The 18,072-nt window shown below is 67.5% G+C and carries 17 protein-coding genes; 9 read left to right on the forward strand and 8 right to left on the reverse strand.

All coding sequences use genetic code 11. The features are described from left to right. The first annotated feature begins 46 nt into the window (after nt 1-46). Nucleotides 47-1,162 (forward strand): polyamine ABC transporter substrate-binding protein, encoded by a 1,116-nt coding sequence (locus Q9R17_RS15405; RefSeq protein WP_308155470.1) that lies wholly within the window; start codon nt 47-49, stop codon nt 1,160-1,162. A gap of 58 nt (nt 1,163-1,220) precedes the next feature. On the opposite strand, the gene Q9R17_RS15410 is transcribed toward Q9R17_RS15405, so the two are convergent. Further along, nucleotides 1,221-2,150, reverse strand: a complete 930-nt coding sequence (locus tag Q9R17_RS15410; protein WP_308155471.1) for an alpha/beta hydrolase — start codon at nt 2,148-2,150, stop codon at nt 1,221-1,223. Between the two features lie 184 nt (nt 2,151-2,334). On the opposite strand from Q9R17_RS15410, the gene Q9R17_RS15415 reads away from it, so the two are divergent. From Q9R17_RS15415 to Q9R17_RS15435, 5 genes are all read left to right on the forward strand, one after another. Beyond that, complete coding sequence (locus Q9R17_RS15415; protein WP_308155472.1) at nt 2,335-3,216, forward strand: LysR family transcriptional regulator; 882 nt, start codon at nt 2,335-2,337, stop codon at nt 3,214-3,216. Nucleotides 3,217-3,317: 101 nt separating this feature from the next. After that, entirely contained in the window at nt 3,318-4,454 is a 1,137-nt protein-coding gene (potA, locus tag Q9R17_RS15420) for a polyamine ABC transporter ATP-binding protein (RefSeq protein WP_308155473.1), read from the forward strand. Beyond that, complete coding sequence (locus Q9R17_RS15425; RefSeq protein WP_308155474.1) at nt 4,451-5,362, forward strand: ABC transporter permease subunit; 912 nt, start codon at nt 4,451-4,453, stop codon at nt 5,360-5,362. The genes potA and Q9R17_RS15425 overlap by 4 nt, the downstream gene beginning before the upstream one ends. Next, nucleotides 5,359-6,204 (forward strand): ABC transporter permease subunit, encoded by an 846-nt coding sequence (locus tag Q9R17_RS15430; RefSeq protein ID WP_308155475.1) that lies wholly within the window; start codon nt 5,359-5,361, stop codon nt 6,202-6,204. Before Q9R17_RS15425 ends, Q9R17_RS15430 begins: the two co-directional genes overlap by 4 nt. Nucleotides 6,205-6,328: 124 nt before the next feature. Then, nucleotides 6,329-7,693 (forward strand): NAD-dependent succinate-semialdehyde dehydrogenase, encoded by a 1,365-nt coding sequence (locus tag Q9R17_RS15435; protein WP_308155476.1) that lies wholly within the window; start codon nt 6,329-6,331, stop codon nt 7,691-7,693. Between the two features lie 167 nt (nt 7,694-7,860). Here the strand turns inward: Q9R17_RS15435 and Q9R17_RS15440 are convergent, their stop codons facing one another. The 6 genes from Q9R17_RS15440 to Q9R17_RS15465 form a co-directional block, all read right to left on the reverse strand. Beyond that, nucleotides 7,861-8,874: a magnesium and cobalt transport protein CorA gene (locus Q9R17_RS15440; protein ID WP_308155477.1), complete on the reverse strand. Its 1,014-nt coding sequence runs from the start codon at nt 8,872-8,874 to the stop codon at nt 7,861-7,863. Nucleotides 8,875-8,880: 6 nt separating this feature from the next. Continuing rightward, nucleotides 8,881-10,128: a DUF4105 domain-containing protein gene (locus Q9R17_RS15445; protein ID WP_308155478.1), complete on the reverse strand. Its 1,248-nt coding sequence runs from the start codon at nt 10,126-10,128 to the stop codon at nt 8,881-8,883. After that, a complete protein-coding gene (locus Q9R17_RS15450) occupies nt 10,125-11,006 on the reverse strand; it encodes a transporter associated domain-containing protein (RefSeq protein ID WP_308155479.1) in 882 nt (293 codons plus the stop codon). The genes Q9R17_RS15445 and Q9R17_RS15450 overlap by 4 nt, the downstream gene beginning before the upstream one ends. 64 nt (nt 11,007-11,070) lie before the next feature. Continuing rightward, entirely contained in the window at nt 11,071-11,634 is a 564-nt protein-coding gene (locus tag Q9R17_RS15455) for a hypothetical protein (protein WP_308158359.1), read from the reverse strand. 82 nt (nt 11,635-11,716) lie between these two features. Next, nucleotides 11,717-12,202 carry an rRNA maturation RNase YbeY gene (ybeY, locus tag Q9R17_RS15460; RefSeq protein WP_308155480.1) on the reverse strand — a complete coding sequence of 162 codons (486 nt, stop codon included), beginning with the start codon at nt 12,200-12,202 and terminating at the stop codon, nt 11,717-11,719. Continuing rightward, nucleotides 12,199-13,185 (reverse strand): PhoH family protein, encoded by a 987-nt coding sequence (locus Q9R17_RS15465; RefSeq protein WP_308155481.1) that lies wholly within the window; start codon nt 13,183-13,185, stop codon nt 12,199-12,201. Before Q9R17_RS15465 ends, ybeY begins: the two co-directional genes overlap by 4 nt. Before the next feature lie 375 nt (nt 13,186-13,560). On the opposite strand from Q9R17_RS15465, the gene Q9R17_RS15470 reads away from it, so the two are divergent. The 3 genes from Q9R17_RS15470 to Q9R17_RS15480 all read left to right on the forward strand — a co-directional run bounded on the left by Q9R17_RS15470 (nt 13,561) and on the right by Q9R17_RS15480 (nt 16,570). Then, nucleotides 13,561-14,517 carry an HlyD family secretion protein gene (locus Q9R17_RS15470; RefSeq protein WP_308155482.1) on the forward strand — a complete coding sequence of 319 codons (957 nt, stop codon included), beginning with the start codon at nt 13,561-13,563 and terminating at the stop codon, nt 14,515-14,517. Between the two features lie 65 nt (nt 14,518-14,582). Continuing rightward, nucleotides 14,583-15,461: an ABC transporter ATP-binding protein gene (locus Q9R17_RS15475; RefSeq protein WP_308155483.1), complete on the forward strand. Its 879-nt coding sequence runs from the start codon at nt 14,583-14,585 to the stop codon at nt 15,459-15,461. Continuing rightward, nucleotides 15,458-16,570: an ABC transporter permease gene (locus Q9R17_RS15480; RefSeq protein ID WP_308155484.1), complete on the forward strand. Its 1,113-nt coding sequence runs from the start codon at nt 15,458-15,460 to the stop codon at nt 16,568-16,570. Before Q9R17_RS15475 ends, Q9R17_RS15480 begins: the two co-directional genes overlap by 4 nt. 56 nt (nt 16,571-16,626) lie before the next feature. Here Q9R17_RS15480 and miaB read toward each other — a convergent pair whose 3' ends face one another. Then, nucleotides 16,627-18,048 (reverse strand): tRNA (N6-isopentenyl adenosine(37)-C2)-methylthiotransferase MiaB, encoded by a 1,422-nt coding sequence (gene miaB, locus Q9R17_RS15485; protein WP_308155485.1) that lies wholly within the window; start codon nt 18,046-18,048, stop codon nt 16,627-16,629. Nucleotides 18,049-18,072: the final 24 nt, after the last annotated feature.

The following is an 18,072-nucleotide window of genomic DNA, read 5'->3' on the forward strand; positions in this document are numbered from 1 at the left end:
CCCCCACCGAACCTGTTTCCCGTCCCTGATTTTCCCGGAGCGCCCGATGAAGCTGCGTACCCTCACGCTTGGCCTGTCCACCGTCCTGCTTGCCGCCTGTGGCGGCGGTGGTAGCGGCGGTGCCGCGCAGGACAGCCAGTCGCTGAACATCTACAACTACAGCGACTACATCGCCGAAGACACCATCCCGAACTTCGAGAAGACCAGCGGGATCAAGGTCACCTACGATGTGTTCGACAGCGATGAGATGGTCGAGACCAAGCTGCTGGCGGGCAACAGCGGTTACGACGTGGTCGTGCCGACGCTGAACTTCTTCGGCCGCCAGATCCAGGCCGGCGTGTTCCTGCCGCTGGACAAGAGCAAGATTCCGAATCTGGCCAACCTGGACCCGGCGGTGATGAAGCGCATCGCCACCCAGGACCCGGACAACAAGTACGGCGTGCCGTACATGATCGGCACCACCGGCATCGGCTACAACGTGGACATGCTCAAGCAGCGTTTCGGCGGCAGCGCCGATATCGCCAACAGCTGGGACCTGGTGTTCAAGCCGGAAAACATCGCCAAGATGAAGGATTGCGGCGTGACCATCCTGGACACGCCGGCCGACATGATCCCGATCGCGCTGCACTACCTGGGCCTGGACCCGCACAGCAACAACGAGGCCGACCTGCAGAAGGCCGCCACGCTGCTGAAGTCGATCCGCCCGTACGTGCAGAACTTCCACTCCTCGCAGTACGTCAGCTCGCTGGCCAGCGGCGGTACCTGTCTGGTGGTCGGCTGGTCCGGTGACATCATCCAGGCCCGCGACCGCGCCAACGAGGCCGACAACGGCATCCACGTGGCCTATTCGATCCCGAAGGAAGGTGCGCCGCAGTGGTTCGACATGCTGGCCATCCCCAAGGATGCCAAGCACCCGGAAGCGGCCTACAGCTTCATCAACTACCTGCTGGAACCGAAGGTCGCCGCGGCCAACACCAACTTCATCCACTACGCCAACCCGGTGCCGACGGCCACGCCGCTGGTGGACGAGGCGATCCGCAACGACCCGACCATCTACCCGCCGGCCGACGTGGCCGAGAAGATGTTCACCTACTCGATCAACACCCCGGAAACGGACAAGCTCTATACCCGTCTGTGGACCGAGATCAAGACCGGTCGTTGAGTCGAGCGCATGGCATGCAAGGGCGCCGGTGCAGAACCGGCGCCCTTTTTTCATGGCCTCAGCGCGCGCTGGCCATTGACTGCATGAACGTGTCGGTCAGGGCCACCACGTCGTCCAGCTTCGTGTCCATCACGAAGTGGCCGCCGTCCAGGATGTGCACGTCGGCCTTGCCATTGTCGCGGCGGAAGGCTTCGGCTCCAGGCACCAGGAACGAGGGGTCATAGCGGCCCCACAGCACCAGCGTCGGCAATTGCTTCTGCCGCAGCCAGGCCTGCCAGCGCGGGTAGGCAGCCAGGTTGTGCTGGTAGTCGAACAGCAGATCGGCCTGGATGCGGGCCTGGCCGGGGCGGTTCAGGTAGGCATGCTCATCCATCCACAGGTCCGGATCGTAGGCCTCCACGTCCGGGTCGGTGCCGACGTGACGTGCGCGCGTCACCGCCACCGACTGGTGGGCGGTGATGATCTCCTGCTCATGGGCGGCGCGGTTGGCCCAGAACGGGCGGCGCTTCTCCCACATCACTCCCAGGCCCTCCTCATACACGTTGCCGTTCTGGAACACGAGGGCCTGCACCGCCTGCGGGCGTGCGATGGCCAGGCGCATGCCGACCGGGGCACCGAAGTCCTGCATGAAAAGCGTGTAGTGGTGCAGACCGAGGGCATCGGTGAACTGCTGCATGGTCAGTGCCAGGTGATCGAAGGTGTAGGCATAGCGCGACGGGTCCGGGGCCTCGCTGTTGCCGAAGCCGGGGTAGTCCGGTGCCACCAGGTGGTAGCGGCTGCCCAGCCGCCGCATCAGGGCGTCGTACATGCGCGAGGAACTGGGCACGCCATGCAGCAGCAGCAGCGTTGGCTTGCTGGCATCGCCCGCCTCGCGATAGGCGATCTGCACCCCATCGACGGTGATGCTTCGGTAGGTGACGGGTGCTGCGGCAGCGAGGGCGGGCAGGCCCAGGCCCAGGGCGAGAGAGGCGGCGGCAAGACGGTTCATCAGGGTGCTCCAGGGGGGAAGAGGGGCACACAGTAGTGAGCGGTCGCAGCGCCGGGCAGCGGGGAGTGCGCAAGACACTATTTCTTCTGGCGAAATTATCTGGAGGATGCGTGCGGAATGATGGTGTTGCGTGGAATAATTCCGTCCGGGCGACCCCGGGGGCAGCATGGACCAGATCCACCTCATGAATGTGTTTGTCGCGGTGGGCGAACGTGAGAACTTCGCTGCCGCGTCGCGCTGGCTCGACCTGTCGCCGGCTGCGGTGACACGGGCCATTGCGGCCCTGGAACACCAACTGGGGGTGAAACTGCTCATGCGCACCACCCGCAGCGTGCGCCTTACCGAGGCCGGCAGCCGCTACCTGGTGGACAGCCGCAACATTCTGGCCAGCCTGCGCGAAGCCAACGCGGCCGCCGCCGGCATCAATGCCACCCCGCGCGGGGAGCTGTCGGTTACCGCACCGGTGCTGTTCGGCCGCTACTTCGTGATGCCCTGCGTGGTGCGCTACCTGCAGGCTTACCCGGAGGTGGACGTGTCGGCCAGTTTCCTTGATCGCGTGGTGAACCTGGTCGAGGAGGGCATGGATGTGGCAGTGCGCATCGGACATCTACCCGATTCGGGGCTGAAGGCGCTGCGCGTCGGCCAGGTGCGGCGCATGCTGTGCGCTTCGCCGGACTACCTGGACAGGGTGGGGCGCCCGCAGCATCCGCGTGATCTGCAGGACCACACCGTGATCGCCCGCGACAACATCCTGCCACGCCTGGAATGGCGCTTCGGCGATACCGTGGCGCCCATCGTCCAGCGCATCCGTCCGCGGCTGACGGTCAGCAGCAACGACGGTGCCGTGGCTGCCGCATGTGCCGGGCTGGGCATCGCGCGCCAGCCCTACTACCAGATCGCTGACGACCTGGCTGCCGGACGCCTGGAAGTGCTGCTGCCCGACTTCGAACAGGCGCCCTGGCCGATCCATGTAGTGCACCGTGAAACCCGCTACGGCTCCAGCAAGGTGCGCAGCTTCATCGACCTGCTGGTCGACCACCTGCGTGCGCAGCCACACCTGGCCTGAGAGGCCCCCGGCCCCGCCCGCCAACCCCCGTCATATCCCCATCCGCCCCCGGCCGGTAGAATGGCGCCCGCTGCCCACCGCCTGCTCCCGGAGCCCCCCGCATGCCCGTAGAAGCCCAGCCGGAAGCCGCCGTCGTTACCGCGACCGGCGCGCCCGGCTACCTGTCCATTCGTGACCTGCGCAAGGAATTCGATGGCTTCGTCGCCGTCGACGATGTCCAGCTGGATGTCCGCAAAGGCGAGATCTTCGCCCTGCTGGGCGGTTCCGGCAGTGGCAAATCGACCCTGCTGCGCTGCCTGGGCGGCTTCGAGACTCCCACCAAGGGCACCATCACCCTCGATGGCCAGCGCCTGGACGCCCTGCCGCCCTACCAGCGGCCGGTGAACATGATGTTCCAGTCCTACGCGCTGTTCCCGCACATGACCGTGGAGCAGAACATCGCCTTCGGCCTGAAGCAGGACGGCCTGGCCCGTGATGCCATCACCCGCCGCGTCGGCGAGATGCTGGAACTGGTGCAGATGGGCCACCTGGGCAAGCGCAAGCCACACCAGCTCTCCGGCGGCCAGCAGCAGCGCGTGGCGCTGGCCCGCTCGCTGGCCAAGGGCCCCAAGCTGCTGCTGCTGGACGAGCCGATGGGCGCGCTGGACAAGAAGCTGCGCTCGCAGATGCAGCTGGAGCTGGTCAACATCATCGAAACCTCCGGCGTGACCTGCGTGATGGTCACCCACGACCAGGAGGAGGCGATGACCATGGCCACCCGCATCGCGGTGATGGACGCCGGCTGGATCCAGCAGGTCGGCAAGCCCGATGAAGTCTACGAACAGCCGGCCAACCGCTTCGTGGCCGAGTTCATCGGCTCGGTGAACCTGTTCGACGGCGTGATCGACGAGGACCTGCCCGAGTACGTGACCGTGCGCTCGCCGCTGTTCCCGGCACCGATCTACATCGCCCACGGCATCACCGGCTACGAAGGCCAGCCGGTGGCGTTCGCGCTGCGCCCGGAAAAGGTGATGATCGGCAAGGACGAGCCGGAAGGGCACACCAACAAGGCCCACGGGGTGATCGAGGAGATCGCCTATTTCGGCAGCCACTCGGTCTACCACGTGCGCCTGCCCAGTGGCGCCAAGGTGCTGGCCAACTTCGCCAATTCCCAGCGCTGGGCCAGCGATGGCCTGACCTGGGGCGACAGCGTGTGGGTGCACTGGCGCGACAACGATGGCGTGGTGCTGACCTCATGAGCATGGCCGGCCTCAAGCGCTGGGTTCCGGGCCTGCGCGGCACCGTCATCGGCGTGCCGTACCTGTGGCTGATGCTGTTCTTCGCGGTGCCGTTCGCGATCATCCTGATGATCTCCTTCGCGCACACCCAGGTCGGCTCGCCGCCGTACACCTGGCTGCTGCAGTACATCGACGGCGCGTTCTCGCTCAAGCTCAACCTGGAAAACTACCTGCAGCTGGTACGCGATTCGCAGTACCTGGTGGCCTACCTGAGCTCGTTCAAGATCGCGGTCATCTCCACCGCGTTCACCCTGCTGATCGGCTACCCGATGGCCTATGCCATCGCGCGCATGTCACCGTCCGCACGCAACGTGGCGATGATGCTGGTGGTGCTGCCGTCGTGGACCTCGTTCCTGATCCGCGTGTATGCCTGGATCGGCATCCTCGACCGCAACGGCCTGCTCAACCAGCTGCTGCTCAAGAGCGGGCTGATCAGCGAGCCGCTGCAGCTGCTGTACACCCCCACCGCTGCCTACATCGGCATCGTCTACTGCTATCTGCCGTTCATGGTGCTGCCGCTGTACGCCAACCTGGTCAAGCATGACCACCGCCTGCTGGAAGCGGCCTACGACCTGGGCGCACGGCCGTGGCAGGCGTTCCTGCGCATCACCCTGCCGCTGTCGCGCGCAGGCATCATCGCCGGCTGCATGCTGGTGCTGATCCCGGCCGTGGGTGAATTCGTGATCCCGGAAATGCTCGGCGGGCCGGACACGCTGATGATCGGCCGCGTGCTGTGGGGCGAGTTCTTCAACAACCGCAACTGGCCGGTGGCGTCGGCAGTGGCGGTGGTGATGCTGCTCCTGCTGCTGGCGCCCATCCTGCTGTTCAACCGGTCCCAGCAGCGCGTGCTGGAAGGGAAGCAGGCATGAGCACGATGCGTGGCTACCGCTGGCTGGGCTGGGGCACGTTGGCCCTGGGCTTCGCCTTCCTGTACCTGCCGATCCTGCTGCTGATGCTGTTCTCGTTCAACAGCTCGCGGCTGGCCACGGTGTGGGCCGGGTTCTCCACCCGCTGGTATGGCGAGCTGATCAACGACCGCGCGCTGATGGATGCGCTGTGGGTCAGCCTGCGCGTGGCGTTCTGGACCGCGTGCGCCTCCACGGTCATCGGCACGCTGGCGGCCATGGTGATGACCCGCTTCCGCCATTTCCGCGGCAAGACCCTGTTCGGCGCATTGATCACCGCACCGCTGGTGATGCCCGAAGTGATCCTGGGCTTCTCGCTGATGACGCTGCTGGTGGCGATGGGCGGTATTCCCGGGTTCCCGGCGCGTGGCGTGGCCACCATCTGGATCGCCCACGTCACCTTCACCCTGTCCTTCGTGACGGTGGTGGTGTCCTCGCGCCTGCAGGAACTGGATGTCTCGCTGGAAGAGGCGGCGATGGACCTGGGCGCGAGCCGGCTGACGGTGTTCCTGAAGATCACCCTGCCGATCATCGCGCCGGCGCTGGTGGCCGGCTGGCTGCTGGCGTTCACCCTGTCGCTGGATGACGTGGTCATCGCCAGCTTCGTTGCCGGCCCCAGCGCCACCACGTTGCCGATGAAGGTGTTCGCCTCGGTACGCATGGGCATCAGCCCGAAGATCAACGCACTGGCCACGCTGATGGTGATGGCCGTGTCGGTGGCGGCGGTGGTGGGCTGGTACCTGACCGCGCGCGCGGAAAAGCGTCGCCAGCGCGACCTGCAGCTGGCCCGCCAGGACAACGGCTGAGGCCGCCGGGCCTGCATGGCCGCGACGGTGTGTCGCGGCCATGTCGATAGTGTGGACTGATCCGGCAACGCACGGCTCACGGGCATCGGCGCACAATGACGGCCTGTGTGAAGGAGATGCCCGCATGACCGTCGAGATCATCAACCCGGCCACCGGCCAGGTGACCTACCGCCACGAACTGATGGATGCCGCGGCCATCGAGCAGCGGCTGCAGGCCGCCGCCGATGCGTTCCCCGGCTGGGCCGCGCGTTCGCTGCAGGAGCGCGGCGCGATCCTGCGGCTGATCGCGGCGCAGCTGCGTGAGCGCAGCGCCGAGCTGCAGCGGGCGATGACCCAGGAGATGGGCAAGCTCAAGGGCGAAGCGCTGGCCGAGATCGACAAGTGCGCCGCGGCCTGCGAGTTCTATGCCGACCATGCCGCCGACTACCTCAAGCCGCAGCTGATCGACACCCACGCCCAGCGCAGCTACGTGCGCTACGAGCCGATCGGCTGCGTGTTCGCGGTGATGCCGTGGAATTTCCCGATCTGGCAGGTGTTCCGTTTCCTCGCGCCGGCGTTCATGGCCGGCAACGTGGCCCTGCTCAAGCACGCCAGCAATGTGCCGCAGTGTGCCGACCTCATCCTGGACGTGGTGCGCGCCGCCGGCCTGCCGGCCGGGGTCTTCGACGTGCTGCACATCGACAATGACCAGGCCGCCGACGTGCTGCGTGACCGGCGCATCAAGGCCGTGACCCTGACCGGCAGCGAGCGGGCAGGGCGCTCGATCGCGGCCAACGCCGGCAGCCAGTTGAAGAAATCGGTGATGGAGCTGGGCGGCAGTGACGCCTTCGTGGTGCTGGACGATGCCGACCTGGACAAGACCGTGGCTGCCGCGGTGAAGTCACGCTTCGACAACAGCGGGCAGACCTGCATCGCGGCCAAGCGCTTCATCGTGGTGGAGGCGCTGGCCGATGCGTTCACCGAGCGCTTCGTGCAGGCCAGTGCCGAACGCCGTTATGGCGACCCCGAGGCCGAAGGCACCACCCTGGCACCGATGGCCCGCGCCGACCTGCGCGATGAACTGCACAAGCAGGTGCAGGCCAGCGTGGCCAAGGGCGCGCGCGTGCTGCTGGGCGGCGAACCCATCGCCGGCACCCACGCCGGGTACCCGGCGACCGTGCTCGACAACGTCGGGCCGGGCATGCCGGCCTATGACGAAGAACTGTTCGGGCCGGTGGCGGCGGTGATCCGGGTCAAGGACGAAGCCGAAGCGCTGCACGTGGCCAACGACACCCGTTTCGGGCTGGGCGGCAGCGTGTGGACGGCCGATCCCGTGCGTGGCGAAGCCTTCGCCCAGCAGCTGGAATGCGGCGCGGCTTTCGTCAACGCCATCGTCAAGAGCGATGCGCGGTTGCCGTTCGGCGGCAGCAAGCAGTCCGGCTTCGGCCGCGAACTGGCCGACCACGGCATCCATGAGTTCATGAACATCAAGACCGTTTTCGTGGCCTGAGGCCAGGTCCCGCACGCAACCGGCAATGCCAGGCATGGCCTGGCACTACAGGGCGGCGGCACTCAACCGGTAGTGCCAGGCCATGCCTGGCATCAGGATCCACATGCCTCGGGTAGTGCCAGGCCATGCCTGGCATCGGCAAACCGTCCGCCAGGCGCGGCCTGGCGCTACAGCCAGCCCGAACGCTTGAACAACCGGTACAGGCCCACGCACACACCGCCCACGCCGATGATCATCAGCGGGTAGGACCACGGTTCGCTCAGTTCCGGCATGTGCGCGAAGTTCATGCCGTACCAGCTGGTGATGAGCGTCGGCGCGGCCAGCAGCGCCGCCCAGGCACCGAGGCGCTTGACGGTCTCGCCCTGCGCTAGGGTGACCAGCGACAGGTTCACGCTCAAGGCAGTACCGAGCATCTCGCGCAGGGTATCGATGACATCGCTGATGCGCACGGCATGGTCATGCACATCGCGCACGTACAGCTTCACTTCGTCCGGCACCAGGTCGCCCTGGTAGCGGCGCAGCTGGGCCAGCACATCCTGCAGCGGTGCCACCGCCATCCGCATCTTGTTCAGTTCGCGCTTGAGCTCGTACAGGCGCACCACCGTGGAGCGCTTGTAGTCGTCGGCGAAGATGTCCTTTTCCAGCGAGTCGAGCGTGTCGCGGAAGCGGTTGATGATCGGCAGGTAGTTGTCGACCACGAAATCGGTGACCGCATACAGGCAGTACGAGGGCCCCATCTTCAGCAGCTGCGGTTCGCGCTCCACCCGGCTGCGCACCGGCGCGTAGGACAGCGAGGCGCCGTGGCGCACCGTCACCAGGAAGCGCGGGCCCAGGAAGGCGTGGGTTTCACCGTACTTGATGCGCTCGTCGACCATCTGCGCGGTGGTGACCACCACGAACAGCGAATTGCCGTAGGTTTCCACCTTCGGCCGCTGGTGCGCGTTGCGTGCATCGTCGATGGCCAGATCATGCAGGCCGAATTCTTCCTGCAGCTTCAGCAGCACGGCATCGTTGGGGTCGTACAGGCCGACCCAGACAAAGCCGTTGTTGCTGGCGATGACCTCGCTGATGTCGTCCAGGTTGATGTCGTGGCGCTTGCCATCGTCATCGTAGTGGACGCAGTTGATGACACAGGCCGGGTTGGCCGCCGGATCGGGTGCAGGCTGGGACATGCCGGACATCGTGCGTCAGCGGCCCGTATCGGCCGGGTGAGGGCCCCGGCCGAGCACCCAGGCCAGGGCGGCATGGATCGGCAGCAGCAGCACGATCCACTGCACGTTGACCTGCGGCTGCAGGCTCAGCCAGTGCAGTACCAGCCCGGCCAGCGCCTGCGCGGCCACCAGCCACAGCACGGTCCTGAACAGGCGGCCCGGCAGGCGCCGGCGCAACAGGGTGACTACGCCGGGCAGCAGCAGCACGCACAGCGGCGAAAGCAGCAGCAGGTTGCGGTTGGCCCAGGCGGCCTGGTGGGCACTGAAGCCCCACAGGAACACCAGCAGGCCACCGGCAACCGTGCACAGCAGCCACAGCGGCAGGGCTAGGCCGGCCAGCAGGCGCGGGCGGCGGCGCAGGGCCAGCACGCCGGCGGCCGCGGCCAGGCCGACCAGCAGCCACGGCCACCAGCGGCGCGCGCTGTCCTTCGGTTCCGGGGCGATGCGGTGCGGCAGCAGTTCCTGCTCGGACTGCACCAGCGGCCGGCCATCGCTGTTGTTCACCTGGCGCAGCGCATCGGCCAGGCGCATCGGCACGAAGGCTTCCTGCCAGCGCGACAGCGGCTGGTCGGCGAACGGGCCCAGGCCCAGGTCGAAGCCCAGCCACATCCATGGGGCCGGCGAGGCCAGCCGTACCGATTCACTGCGGTAGGTGTTGCCGCGCGAGCGGCCGGACAGCTGCGCATGCAGGCTGCCACCGAGCGCCTTGTCCAGCGTGTCGCGCACCATCGTGGCGCAGTTGGCGGTGTAGTAATCGTAGTGGTAGCGCGCGTTCTCGGGCCTGGCCCGTTCGGCCAGGTCGGCGGCCAGTTCGCGCGCCTGCTCCGGGCGCAGGTCCAGCCATTGCACGCTGGCACCACGGCCGGTCTCGTCGTAGTAGGACAGGTCCTGCTGCAGCGGCAACGCCACCAGGTAGTACATCATCTCGCCGCGCACGAAGCGGCCGATGAAGTCCTGTTCGCTGGGGTCGAAGTAACCGAAGTTGTAGGAGATGGCCTGGCCGCTGCGCGGGTCCAGCACCACCAGCGCATCGTGGCCGAAGCGTTCGAAGAACACCGTGCCCGGCTGCATGGTGACCACGCCGATGCGCGGCGGCGCATCGGTGGCGTCGGCCGCCGGGACCGCCTGCACGGGCGCGGCCTGCGCCAGAGCGGCCTGCGGCAGGAACGTGGCCAGCACGCACAGGGCCAGCCACAACGTCAGGATCAGGCCGGGGCGCTTCAAGCGTCGGCCTGCTCGTCCGGCGGCAGCACGGTCACGTGGAAGGCCTGCACGCGGCGGGCATCGGCGCGCGCCACGCGGAACATGAAGCGGTCCAGCGCCAGCTCATCGCCCACTTCCGGCAGGTGCCCGACCGCCTCGGTGACCAGGCCACCGATGGTGTCGTAATCCTCGTCGGAGAAGCTGGCGCCGAAGCGTTCGTTGAAATCACCGATGGCGGTCAGCGCATCGACCACGTAGCGGCCATCGGCCTGGATGGCGATCTGCGCGGACGGGTCTTCGGCTTCGTCGTGCTCGTCGTCGATCTCGCCGACGATCTGTTCCAGCACGTCCTCGATGGTGACCAGGCCGGCGACACCGCCGTACTCGTCCACCACGATGGCCATGTGGTTGCGCGACAGGCGGAATTCCTTCAACAGCACGTTGAGCTTCTTCGCCTCGGGGATCAGCACCGCCGGGCGCAGCAGTTCGCGCACGTTGGCCGGGCCGTTGTCGGCGACCACGCCGCGCAGCAGGTCCTTGGCCAGCAGGATGCCGAGCACGTCATCCTTGTTGTCACCGTGGACCGGGAAGCGCGAATGGCCGGATTCGACCACCTGCTTCATCAGGTCCAGGAAGGGCGCTTCCACGGGCAGCGAGACCATCTGCGAACGGGAGATCATCACGTCGCCCACGGTCAGCTCGGCCACCGCAATGGCGCCTTCCATCATCTTCAGGGTATCGGCGGCGATCAGCCCTTCTTCCTGCGCGGTATGCAGGACGGCCACCAGCTCATCGCGGGTATGGGGTTCGCCGGAGAAGGCCGCGGTCAGCCGTTCCAGCCAGCCGCGCTTCTTTTCACTGGGCTCCAGGGAGGAGCTACTACTGTCGTCTTCGGACATCTCAGGACATGGGGCACCCGGCGGACCGGGCGATGGCCCAAGTCTAGCAGGATGGCAGGGCGTGTCAGTGACCGGGCGTGGCGGCCGGTGCGGGCGCTGCCGGCGCCGGTTCATCCGGGGGCAGGTCCAGGCTGTAGGTGCAGCCGGCCAGTGTCTTGCCCGGGTGCGAGGTGACGGTGGACACGCTGAGGATGACCGACTCGACCTGTGCCTCGCCGGTCTTCGGGTCGGTGACATCACGGCTGACCAGTTCGCGCCCGGCCATGAACTTGCCCCCCTGGTCGTAGCCGGTTTCCAGCTTGAGGGTGGTGGCCAGCGGGTGCGGGTCGGCCTGGTCGAGCACGGCCATCAGGCTGGCGCCGGCCACGGCGATGTGGTCGGTGCGCTGGCCGAACACGGTGATCGGCTGCGCGGTGCGGTACTCGCGCATGAAGGCATTGGTCTGCGGGAGCGGCTGCAGCCCCTGCGCCACGGCCTTGAGCGGGTCGGCCAGCAGCGGGTCCAGCTGGGCATAGTCGGCCACGCCCTGGCGGCATTCGATCAGCGCTGGCAGGTCCAGCGGCGCGGCCGGCGCAGTGGCAGGAAGGGCGGTGGCAAGCACCAGCAGGGGCAGGGCAGGGCGCAGCAGCACAGGTGGGTTCCCATGGAAGGGGCGGCATGCCCCGTACGGAGAGGGTAGCGCCGGGCCATGCCCGGCGCAGCCGGGCGCCTCAGCGTTCGCCAGCGTAGGGGTCGGCGATGCCCAGTTCGGCCAGGATCTCGCGCTCGAGCTGTTCCATGGCTTCGGCTTCCTTGTCGTCCTCGTGGTCCCAGCCCAGCAGGTGCAGCACGCCGTGCACGGTCAGGTGCGCGTAGTGGGCATTGAGTGCCTTGGCCTGCTCGTCCGCCTCGCGGGCCACCACCGGCGCGCAGATGATGAGATCGCCCAGCAGCGGGAACTTGACGCCCTTGGGCAGGCCTTCGGGCACCTCGGCCGGGAAGCTCAGCACGTTGGTTGCGTAATCCTTGCCGCGGTAGTGGCGGTTCAACGACTGCCCTTCCTTGGCATCGACCAGGCGGATGGCCAGGTCGGCTTCGCGGATGCGGCCCTTCAGTGCCGCTGCCACCCATTTGCGGAAGCTCACCGCCGAGGGCAGGCCGGCACGGGGCAGGGCATAGCTGACAGCGACATCCAGTCGCACGGGACCACGGGTCATGGGTTGGCTCCGGGTTGGACCTGCTGCAGGTCGCGGCGGTCATAGGCGCTGACGATGCGGGCCACCAGCGGGTGGCGCACCACATCGCGCGATTCGAAGAAGGTGAAGCTCACCCCGTCCACCTCGCGCAGCACGTCGATCGCATCGCGCAGCCCCGACTTGAGGTGCTTGGGCAGGTCGGTCTGGGTGAGGTCGCCGGTGACCACCGCGGTGGAGCCGAAACCCAGGCGGGTCAGGAACATCTTCATCTGCTCGACGGTGGTGTTCTGTGCTTCGTCCAGGATGACGAACGCATCGTTGAGCGTGCGCCCGCGCATGTAGGCCAGCGGGGCGATCTCGATGACGTTCTTCTCCAGCAGCTTGATCACTTTTTCCACGCCCAGCATTTCGTACAGGGCGTCGTACAGCGGGCGCAGGTAGGGGTCGACCTTCTGGCTCAGGTCGCCGGGCAAAAAGCCCAGCTTCTCGCCGGCTTCCACCGCCGGGCGCACCAGGATCAGCCGCTGCACGCGTGACTCGTTCAGTGCTTCCACGGCGCTGGCCACGGCCAGGAAGGTCTTGCCGGTACCGGCCGGGCCGATGCCGAAGTTGATGTCATGGGTGGCGATCTGGTGCAGGTAGCGTGCCTGGTTGGCACCGCGGCCGCGCACGGTGCCGCGCTTGACCTTGATCGCCACGTCCTGGGCGTCGTAGGAGCGCTCGGCGATCTGTTCCACGTTGGCCTGGTTCAGGCGCAGGTGGATGGCGTGGTTGTCGAAGGTGGTTTCGCCGGCCTCGGCATACAGCGCTTCGATCAGCTTCTGCGCCTCGGTGATGGCCTCGGCCGGGCCGCTGAGCCGGAACACGAAGCCGCGGTTGGCGATCTCCACGCCGAGCTTGAGCTCGATCTGGCGCAGGTGCCCGTCGAACGGGCCGGACAGGTTGGCCAGCCGCGCGTTGTCTTCCGGCGACAGGGTGAAATCTCGGTACTCGATGCTTTTCATTGCTCTGGTGGGGCCGTCGGCCGCCACCGCCAGGAATAGAGTGTGGGAACAACAAGGGTAGCGCGCGCGGTGGGGCGCCACCAGCGCACGGTGTTTTCCACATCCGGTGTGGATGGGCCTTGCATGAAGTTGTGGATAGGTCCTCGCAGCGCTTGTGCCACAAGGGTCATGATGCCGTGGTGAAAATTGTGCCAGCGGCGCCGGGCTTTTCCACACGCGGTGTGGATGCCGGTGCGGCGAAGCTGTGGACAACCGGCATCGAGCGTTGTGGCACAGGCCCCGGCGCAGGGTGGCGAGGAAATCGCCAGGGGTGGCCGATGACATTGCGGGCGCACCGGGGCCATGGCACCGTGGCCCCATCGCAGGAGGTGACGCATGGCTGTGGGCAGCCGGATGCACGCACTGGCACTGATGGGCCTGGCCATGCTTGCCGGTTGCCGGCAGGAGGTGCCGGTGGCGCTGGGGACGCTGGAATGGGACCGGATCAGCGTGCCGGCCCCGGCGGCGGAGAGCATCGCTTCGGTGCCGGTGCATGAGGGCCAGGCCGTCAGCGCCGGTACGCTGCTGATGCAGCTCGATCCCCTGCGCACCGATGCCCAGCTGGCGGCGGCCGCCGCCGATACCCGCCAAGCACAGGCACAGCTGAAGGAACTGCAGGTCGGTCCCCGCCAGGAGCAGATTGCACAGGCCCGGGCACACCTGCAGGCACTGCGCGCGCAGTCCGATGAGGCGGCCGCGTACTACCGGCGCGTGCGGCCGCTGGCACGCCAGCAACTGGTGGCGGCCGCCGAGCTGGACCGCGCGCGTGCCGCGGCAGGCAATGCCGCCGGCAGCGTGCGCGCGGCCGAACAGGCCCTGCTGGAACTGCTGCACGGCAGCCGTACCGAGGACATCGCCCAGGGCCAGTCCGCCGTGGAGGCCGCGCAGGCACAGCAGCAGGTGCAGGCGGTGAACCGGCAGAAGCTCGAACTGCGCGCGCCGCGCGATGGCGTGGTCGATGCCCTGCCGTACCGGCAGGGTGACCAGGCGCCGGTGGGCGCGCCGCTGGCGGTGCTGCTGGTCGGCGATCGGCCCCATGCGCGCGTGTACCTGCCGCAGCCGCTGCGGCTGCAGGTGAAAGTGGGGCAGGCCGCGACCATCATCGTGCAGGGGCGCGACGGCAGCCTGCCGGGCAAGGTGCGGATGATCCGCAGCGAGCCGACCTTTACCCCGTACTACGCGCTGACCGGGCAGGACGTGGAGCGGCTGAGCTATCTGGCCGAGATCGAGGTCGACCCGGGCACCGACCTGCAGGCCCTGGCCGCAGGCGTACCGGTGCAGGTGCGATTCTGACTTCCGCCGGCGATATCGCGGTCAGCGCACGCGGCCTGACCCGCCGCTTCGGTGACCTGCTGGCCGTGGATAACGTCGATCTGGTGGTGCCACGCGGGCAGGTCTATGGCTTCCTGGGGCCGAACGGGTCGGGCAAGTCGACCACCATCCGCATGCTCTGCGGCCTGCTGGAACCGAGCGCAGGGCAGATCGAGGTGCTGGGCCTGGCCGTACCGGCACAGGCCGAGGCGCTGCGCCGGCGCATCGGCTACATGACCCAGCGCTTTTCGCTGTACGAAGACCTGTCGGTGCGCGAGAACCTGGCATTCCTGGCGGCCATCCAGGACCTGCCGCGCGCCCAGGCCCGGCAGCGGGTCGATGCACTGCTGCAGCAGTACCGCCTGCAGGACCGGCAGCCGCAGCTGGCCGGCACGCTCAGCGGCGGCCAGAAGCAGCGCCTGGCGCTGGCCGGTGCGGTGGTGCATGGGCCCGAGCTGCTGTTCCTGGATGAACCGACCAGTGCGGTCGATCCCGAATCGCGCCGTGATTTCTGGGAAGCCCTGTTCGAGCTGGCCGATGCAGGCACCACCGTGCTGGTGTCCACCCACTACATGGATGAAGCCGAACGCTGCCATCGCCTGGCCATCCTCGACCGGGGCGCGCTGGTGGCCGATGGCACGCCGGCCGACCTGTGCGCGCGGCTGGACGGGCGCACGCTGCAGGTGACTGCTTCGCAGCCGCGGCAGGCCAGCCGCGCGCTGGCCGCGCTGCCCGGGGTGCTCAGCGTGGCGCAGATCGGTACCCAGCTGCGGGTGCTGTGTGCCGATGGCGCTGCCGATGTGCAGGCGCTGCAGCACGCGCTGGCCAGTGCCGATCCGCAGGCGCACATCGATGCGGTGGCGCCCAACCTGGAAGACGTCTTCGTCGCCGCCACCCGCGGCCGTGGCCGCGAGCCGGCCGCATGAACCTGCGCCGGCTGTGGGCGATCATGCTCAAGGAGCTGCGGCAGCTGCGCCGTGACCGCATCACGCTGGCGATGATCGTGGGCATCCCGGTCATGCAGCTGCTGCTGTTCGGCTATGCGATCAACCTCAATCTGCGCAACCTCGATGCCGGTATCGCCGACCAGGCCAATACCTCGGCCTCGCGCGCCCTGGTGCAGGACATGATCGCCACCGGCGTGATCGCCCCGCACGCGCAGGACTACAGCCCTGACCAGCTGATGCACGCCTTGCGCGAGGGCCGCATCAGCGTCGGCATCGTGGTGCCGGCCGATTTCGAGCGCAGGCGCTTCGAGGGGCGCGAGGCGGTGCAGGTGCTGGTCGACGGCAGCGACACCGTGGTGCAGAGCGCGGCCATCCAGCTGGCACAGGTGCCGCTGGACCCGCGACCGACCGCCAATACCCGGCCGCTGCGCGAGGGCAGCATCGCTGCCGGCCAGGTCAGCGTGGTCAGCTTCTACAACCCGCAGCGGCGTTCGGCGGTGAACATCGTGCCGGGGCTGATCGGGGTCATCCTGACCATGACCCTGGTGATGTTCACGGCGGTGGCGGTGGTGCGCGAGCGCGAGCGCGGCAACATGGAACTGCTGATCGCCACCCCGGTGTCACGCACCGAGCTGATGGTCGGCAAGGTGCTGCCGTATGCGGCCATCGGCCTGCTGCAGACCACCCTGGTGCTGCTGCTGGGCACCTGGCTGTTCCAGGTGCCGGTGCGCGGCAGCCTGCTGGATGTCTACCTGGCCGCCGTGCTGCTGGTACTGGCCAACCTGGCGCTGGGCCTGCTGATCTCCACGCGTGCGCGCTCGCAGTTCCAGGCCATGCAGATGACCCTGTTCCTGTTCCTGCCTTCCATCCTGCTGTCCGGCTTCATGTTCCCGTTCGCCGGCATGCCGCGGCCGGTGCAGTGGCTGGCCGAAGTGCTGCCGCTCACCCATTTCCTGCGCCTGGTGCGCGGCATCATGCTGCGCGGCGCCTCGCTGTGGGAATTGTGGCCGGACGCGCTGGCGCTGCTGGCCTTCATCACGGTGATGATGGCGTTGGCCATCCTGCGGTTCCGCAAGCGGCTGGAGTAGCGCATCTGCCTTCTTCTGCAGCGCCGGGCACGGCCCGGCGCTGCAGAAGACAGCGCTCAGTCCTCGGTCACCACGCGGGCGCGCAGCGAATTGGTCAGCGCTTCGGTGATCAGCACGTCCACGAACTGGCCGACCAGGCGCGGGTGCCCCGGGAAATTCACCGAACGCATGTTCTCGGTCTTGCCGGTCAGCTCGTTTGGATTCTTGCGCGAAGGACCGTCCACCAGCACGGTCTGCACGGTGCCGACCATCTTTTCGGAGATGGCGGCGGCCTGCTCGTTGATGCGTGCCTGCAGGCGCGACAGCCGCGCATGCTTCTCCGCATCGCTGATCGTGTCCTCCAGGTCGGCCGCCGGCGTGCCCGGGCGGCGCGAATAGATGAAGGAGAAGCTGTGGTCGAAGCCCACGTCCTCGATCAGCTTCATGGTCTTCTCGAAGTCGGCCTCGGTCTCGCCGGGGAAGCCGACGATGAAGTCCGAACTGATCGAGATGTCCGGGCGCACCGCACGCAGCTTGCGGATCTTCGACTTGAATTCCAGCGCGGTGTAGCCGCGCTTCATCGCCGACAGCACCCGGTCGCTGCCGGCCTGCACCGGCAGGTGCAGGAAGTTGGCCAGCTGCGGCACATCGCGGAACGCATCGATCAGCGAATCGCTGAACTCCAGCGGGTGCGAGGTGGTGAAGCGGATGCGGCCGACGCCGTCGATGCCGGCGATGGTACGGATCAGCAGGCCCAGGTCGGCGAACTCGCCATCACCATAGGGGCCACGGTAGGCATTGACGTTCTGGCCGAGCAGGTTGATCTCGCGCACGCCCTGCGCGGCCAGCTGCGCCACTTCCACCACCACGTCCTCGAACGGGCGGCTGACCTCGGTGCCGCGGGTGTAGGGCACCACGCAGAACGAGCAGTACTTGGAACAGCCTTCCATGATAGACACAAAGGCCGAGCCACCGTCGGCGCGCGGCTCGGGCAGGCGGTCGAACTTCTCGATCTCCGGGAAGCTGATGTCCACCTGCGGGCGCTTCTGCTCGCGCCGTGCGCGGATCAGCTCCGGCAGGCGGTGCAGGGTCTGCGGGCCGAACACCAGATCGACATAGGGCGCGCGCTTGATGATCGCTTCGCCTTCCTGCGAGGCCACGCAGCCGCCCACGCCGATGATGACCTCGCGGCCCTGGTTCTTCAGCGACTTCCAGTTGCCCAGCTGGCTGAACACCTTCTCCTGCGCTTTTTCGCGGATGGAGCAGGTGTTGACCAGGATGACATCGGCCTCGGCCGGATCGTCGGTCAGTTCAAGCCCATCGCTGGCGGCGAGCACATCGGCCATCTTGGCCGAGTCGTACTCGTTCATCTGGCAGCCGTGGGTCTTGATGAACAGCTTGCCGCGCACCTGGTCGGGGCGGCGCGGGCCGGAGGGCAGGGCAACAAGGCGGGTGTCGTCCTGTGCGGCGGGGGGGAAGACGTCTGGCGTCCCGGTCATGGCGCTTAATCCATTCGGGTGGCG

It is taken from the genome of Stenotrophomonas sp. 24(2023) (assembly GCF_030913365.1).
Classification (GTDB): Bacteria; Pseudomonadota; Gammaproteobacteria; order Xanthomonadales; family Xanthomonadaceae; genus Stenotrophomonas.

What these genes read in the sequence shown, in the direction of transcription:
- Q9R17_RS15450 (WP_308155479.1), bottom strand. Translation starts at nt 11,006, where the DNA reads ATGTCCGAAGACGACAGTAGTAGCTCCTCCCTGGAGCCCAGTGAAAAG.
- Q9R17_RS15470 (WP_308155482.1), top strand. Translation starts at nt 13,561, where the DNA reads ATGGCTGTGGGCAGCCGGATGCACGCACTGGCACTGATGGGCCTGGCC.
- Q9R17_RS15430 (WP_308155475.1), top strand. Translation starts at nt 5,359, where the DNA reads ATGAGCACGATGCGTGGCTACCGCTGGCTGGGCTGGGGCACGTTGGCC.
- Q9R17_RS15435 (WP_308155476.1), top strand. Translation starts at nt 6,329, where the DNA reads ATGACCGTCGAGATCATCAACCCGGCCACCGGCCAGGTGACCTACCGC.
- Q9R17_RS15410 (WP_308155471.1), bottom strand. Translation starts at nt 2,150, where the DNA reads ATGAACCGTCTTGCCGCCGCCTCTCTCGCCCTGGGCCTGGGCCTGCCC.
- Q9R17_RS15405 (WP_308155470.1), top strand. Translation starts at nt 47, where the DNA reads ATGAAGCTGCGTACCCTCACGCTTGGCCTGTCCACCGTCCTGCTTGCC.
- Q9R17_RS15415 (WP_308155472.1), top strand. Translation starts at nt 2,335, where the DNA reads ATGAATGTGTTTGTCGCGGTGGGCGAACGTGAGAACTTCGCTGCCGCG.
- ybeY (WP_308155480.1), bottom strand. Translation starts at nt 12,202, where the DNA reads ATGACCCGTGGTCCCGTGCGACTGGATGTCGCTGTCAGCTATGCCCTG.
- miaB (WP_308155485.1), bottom strand. Translation starts at nt 18,048, where the DNA reads ATGACCGGGACGCCAGACGTCTTCCCCCCCGCCGCACAGGACGACACC.
- Q9R17_RS15480 (WP_308155484.1), top strand. Translation starts at nt 15,458, where the DNA reads ATGAACCTGCGCCGGCTGTGGGCGATCATGCTCAAGGAGCTGCGGCAG.
- Q9R17_RS15425 (WP_308155474.1), top strand. Translation starts at nt 4,451, where the DNA reads ATGAGCATGGCCGGCCTCAAGCGCTGGGTTCCGGGCCTGCGCGGCACC.
- Q9R17_RS15440 (WP_308155477.1), bottom strand. Translation starts at nt 8,874, where the DNA reads ATGTCCGGCATGTCCCAGCCTGCACCCGATCCGGCGGCCAACCCGGCC.
- potA (WP_308155473.1), top strand. Translation starts at nt 3,318, where the DNA reads ATGCCCGTAGAAGCCCAGCCGGAAGCCGCCGTCGTTACCGCGACCGGC.
- Q9R17_RS15465 (WP_308155481.1), bottom strand. Translation starts at nt 13,185, where the DNA reads ATGAAAAGCATCGAGTACCGAGATTTCACCCTGTCGCCGGAAGACAAC.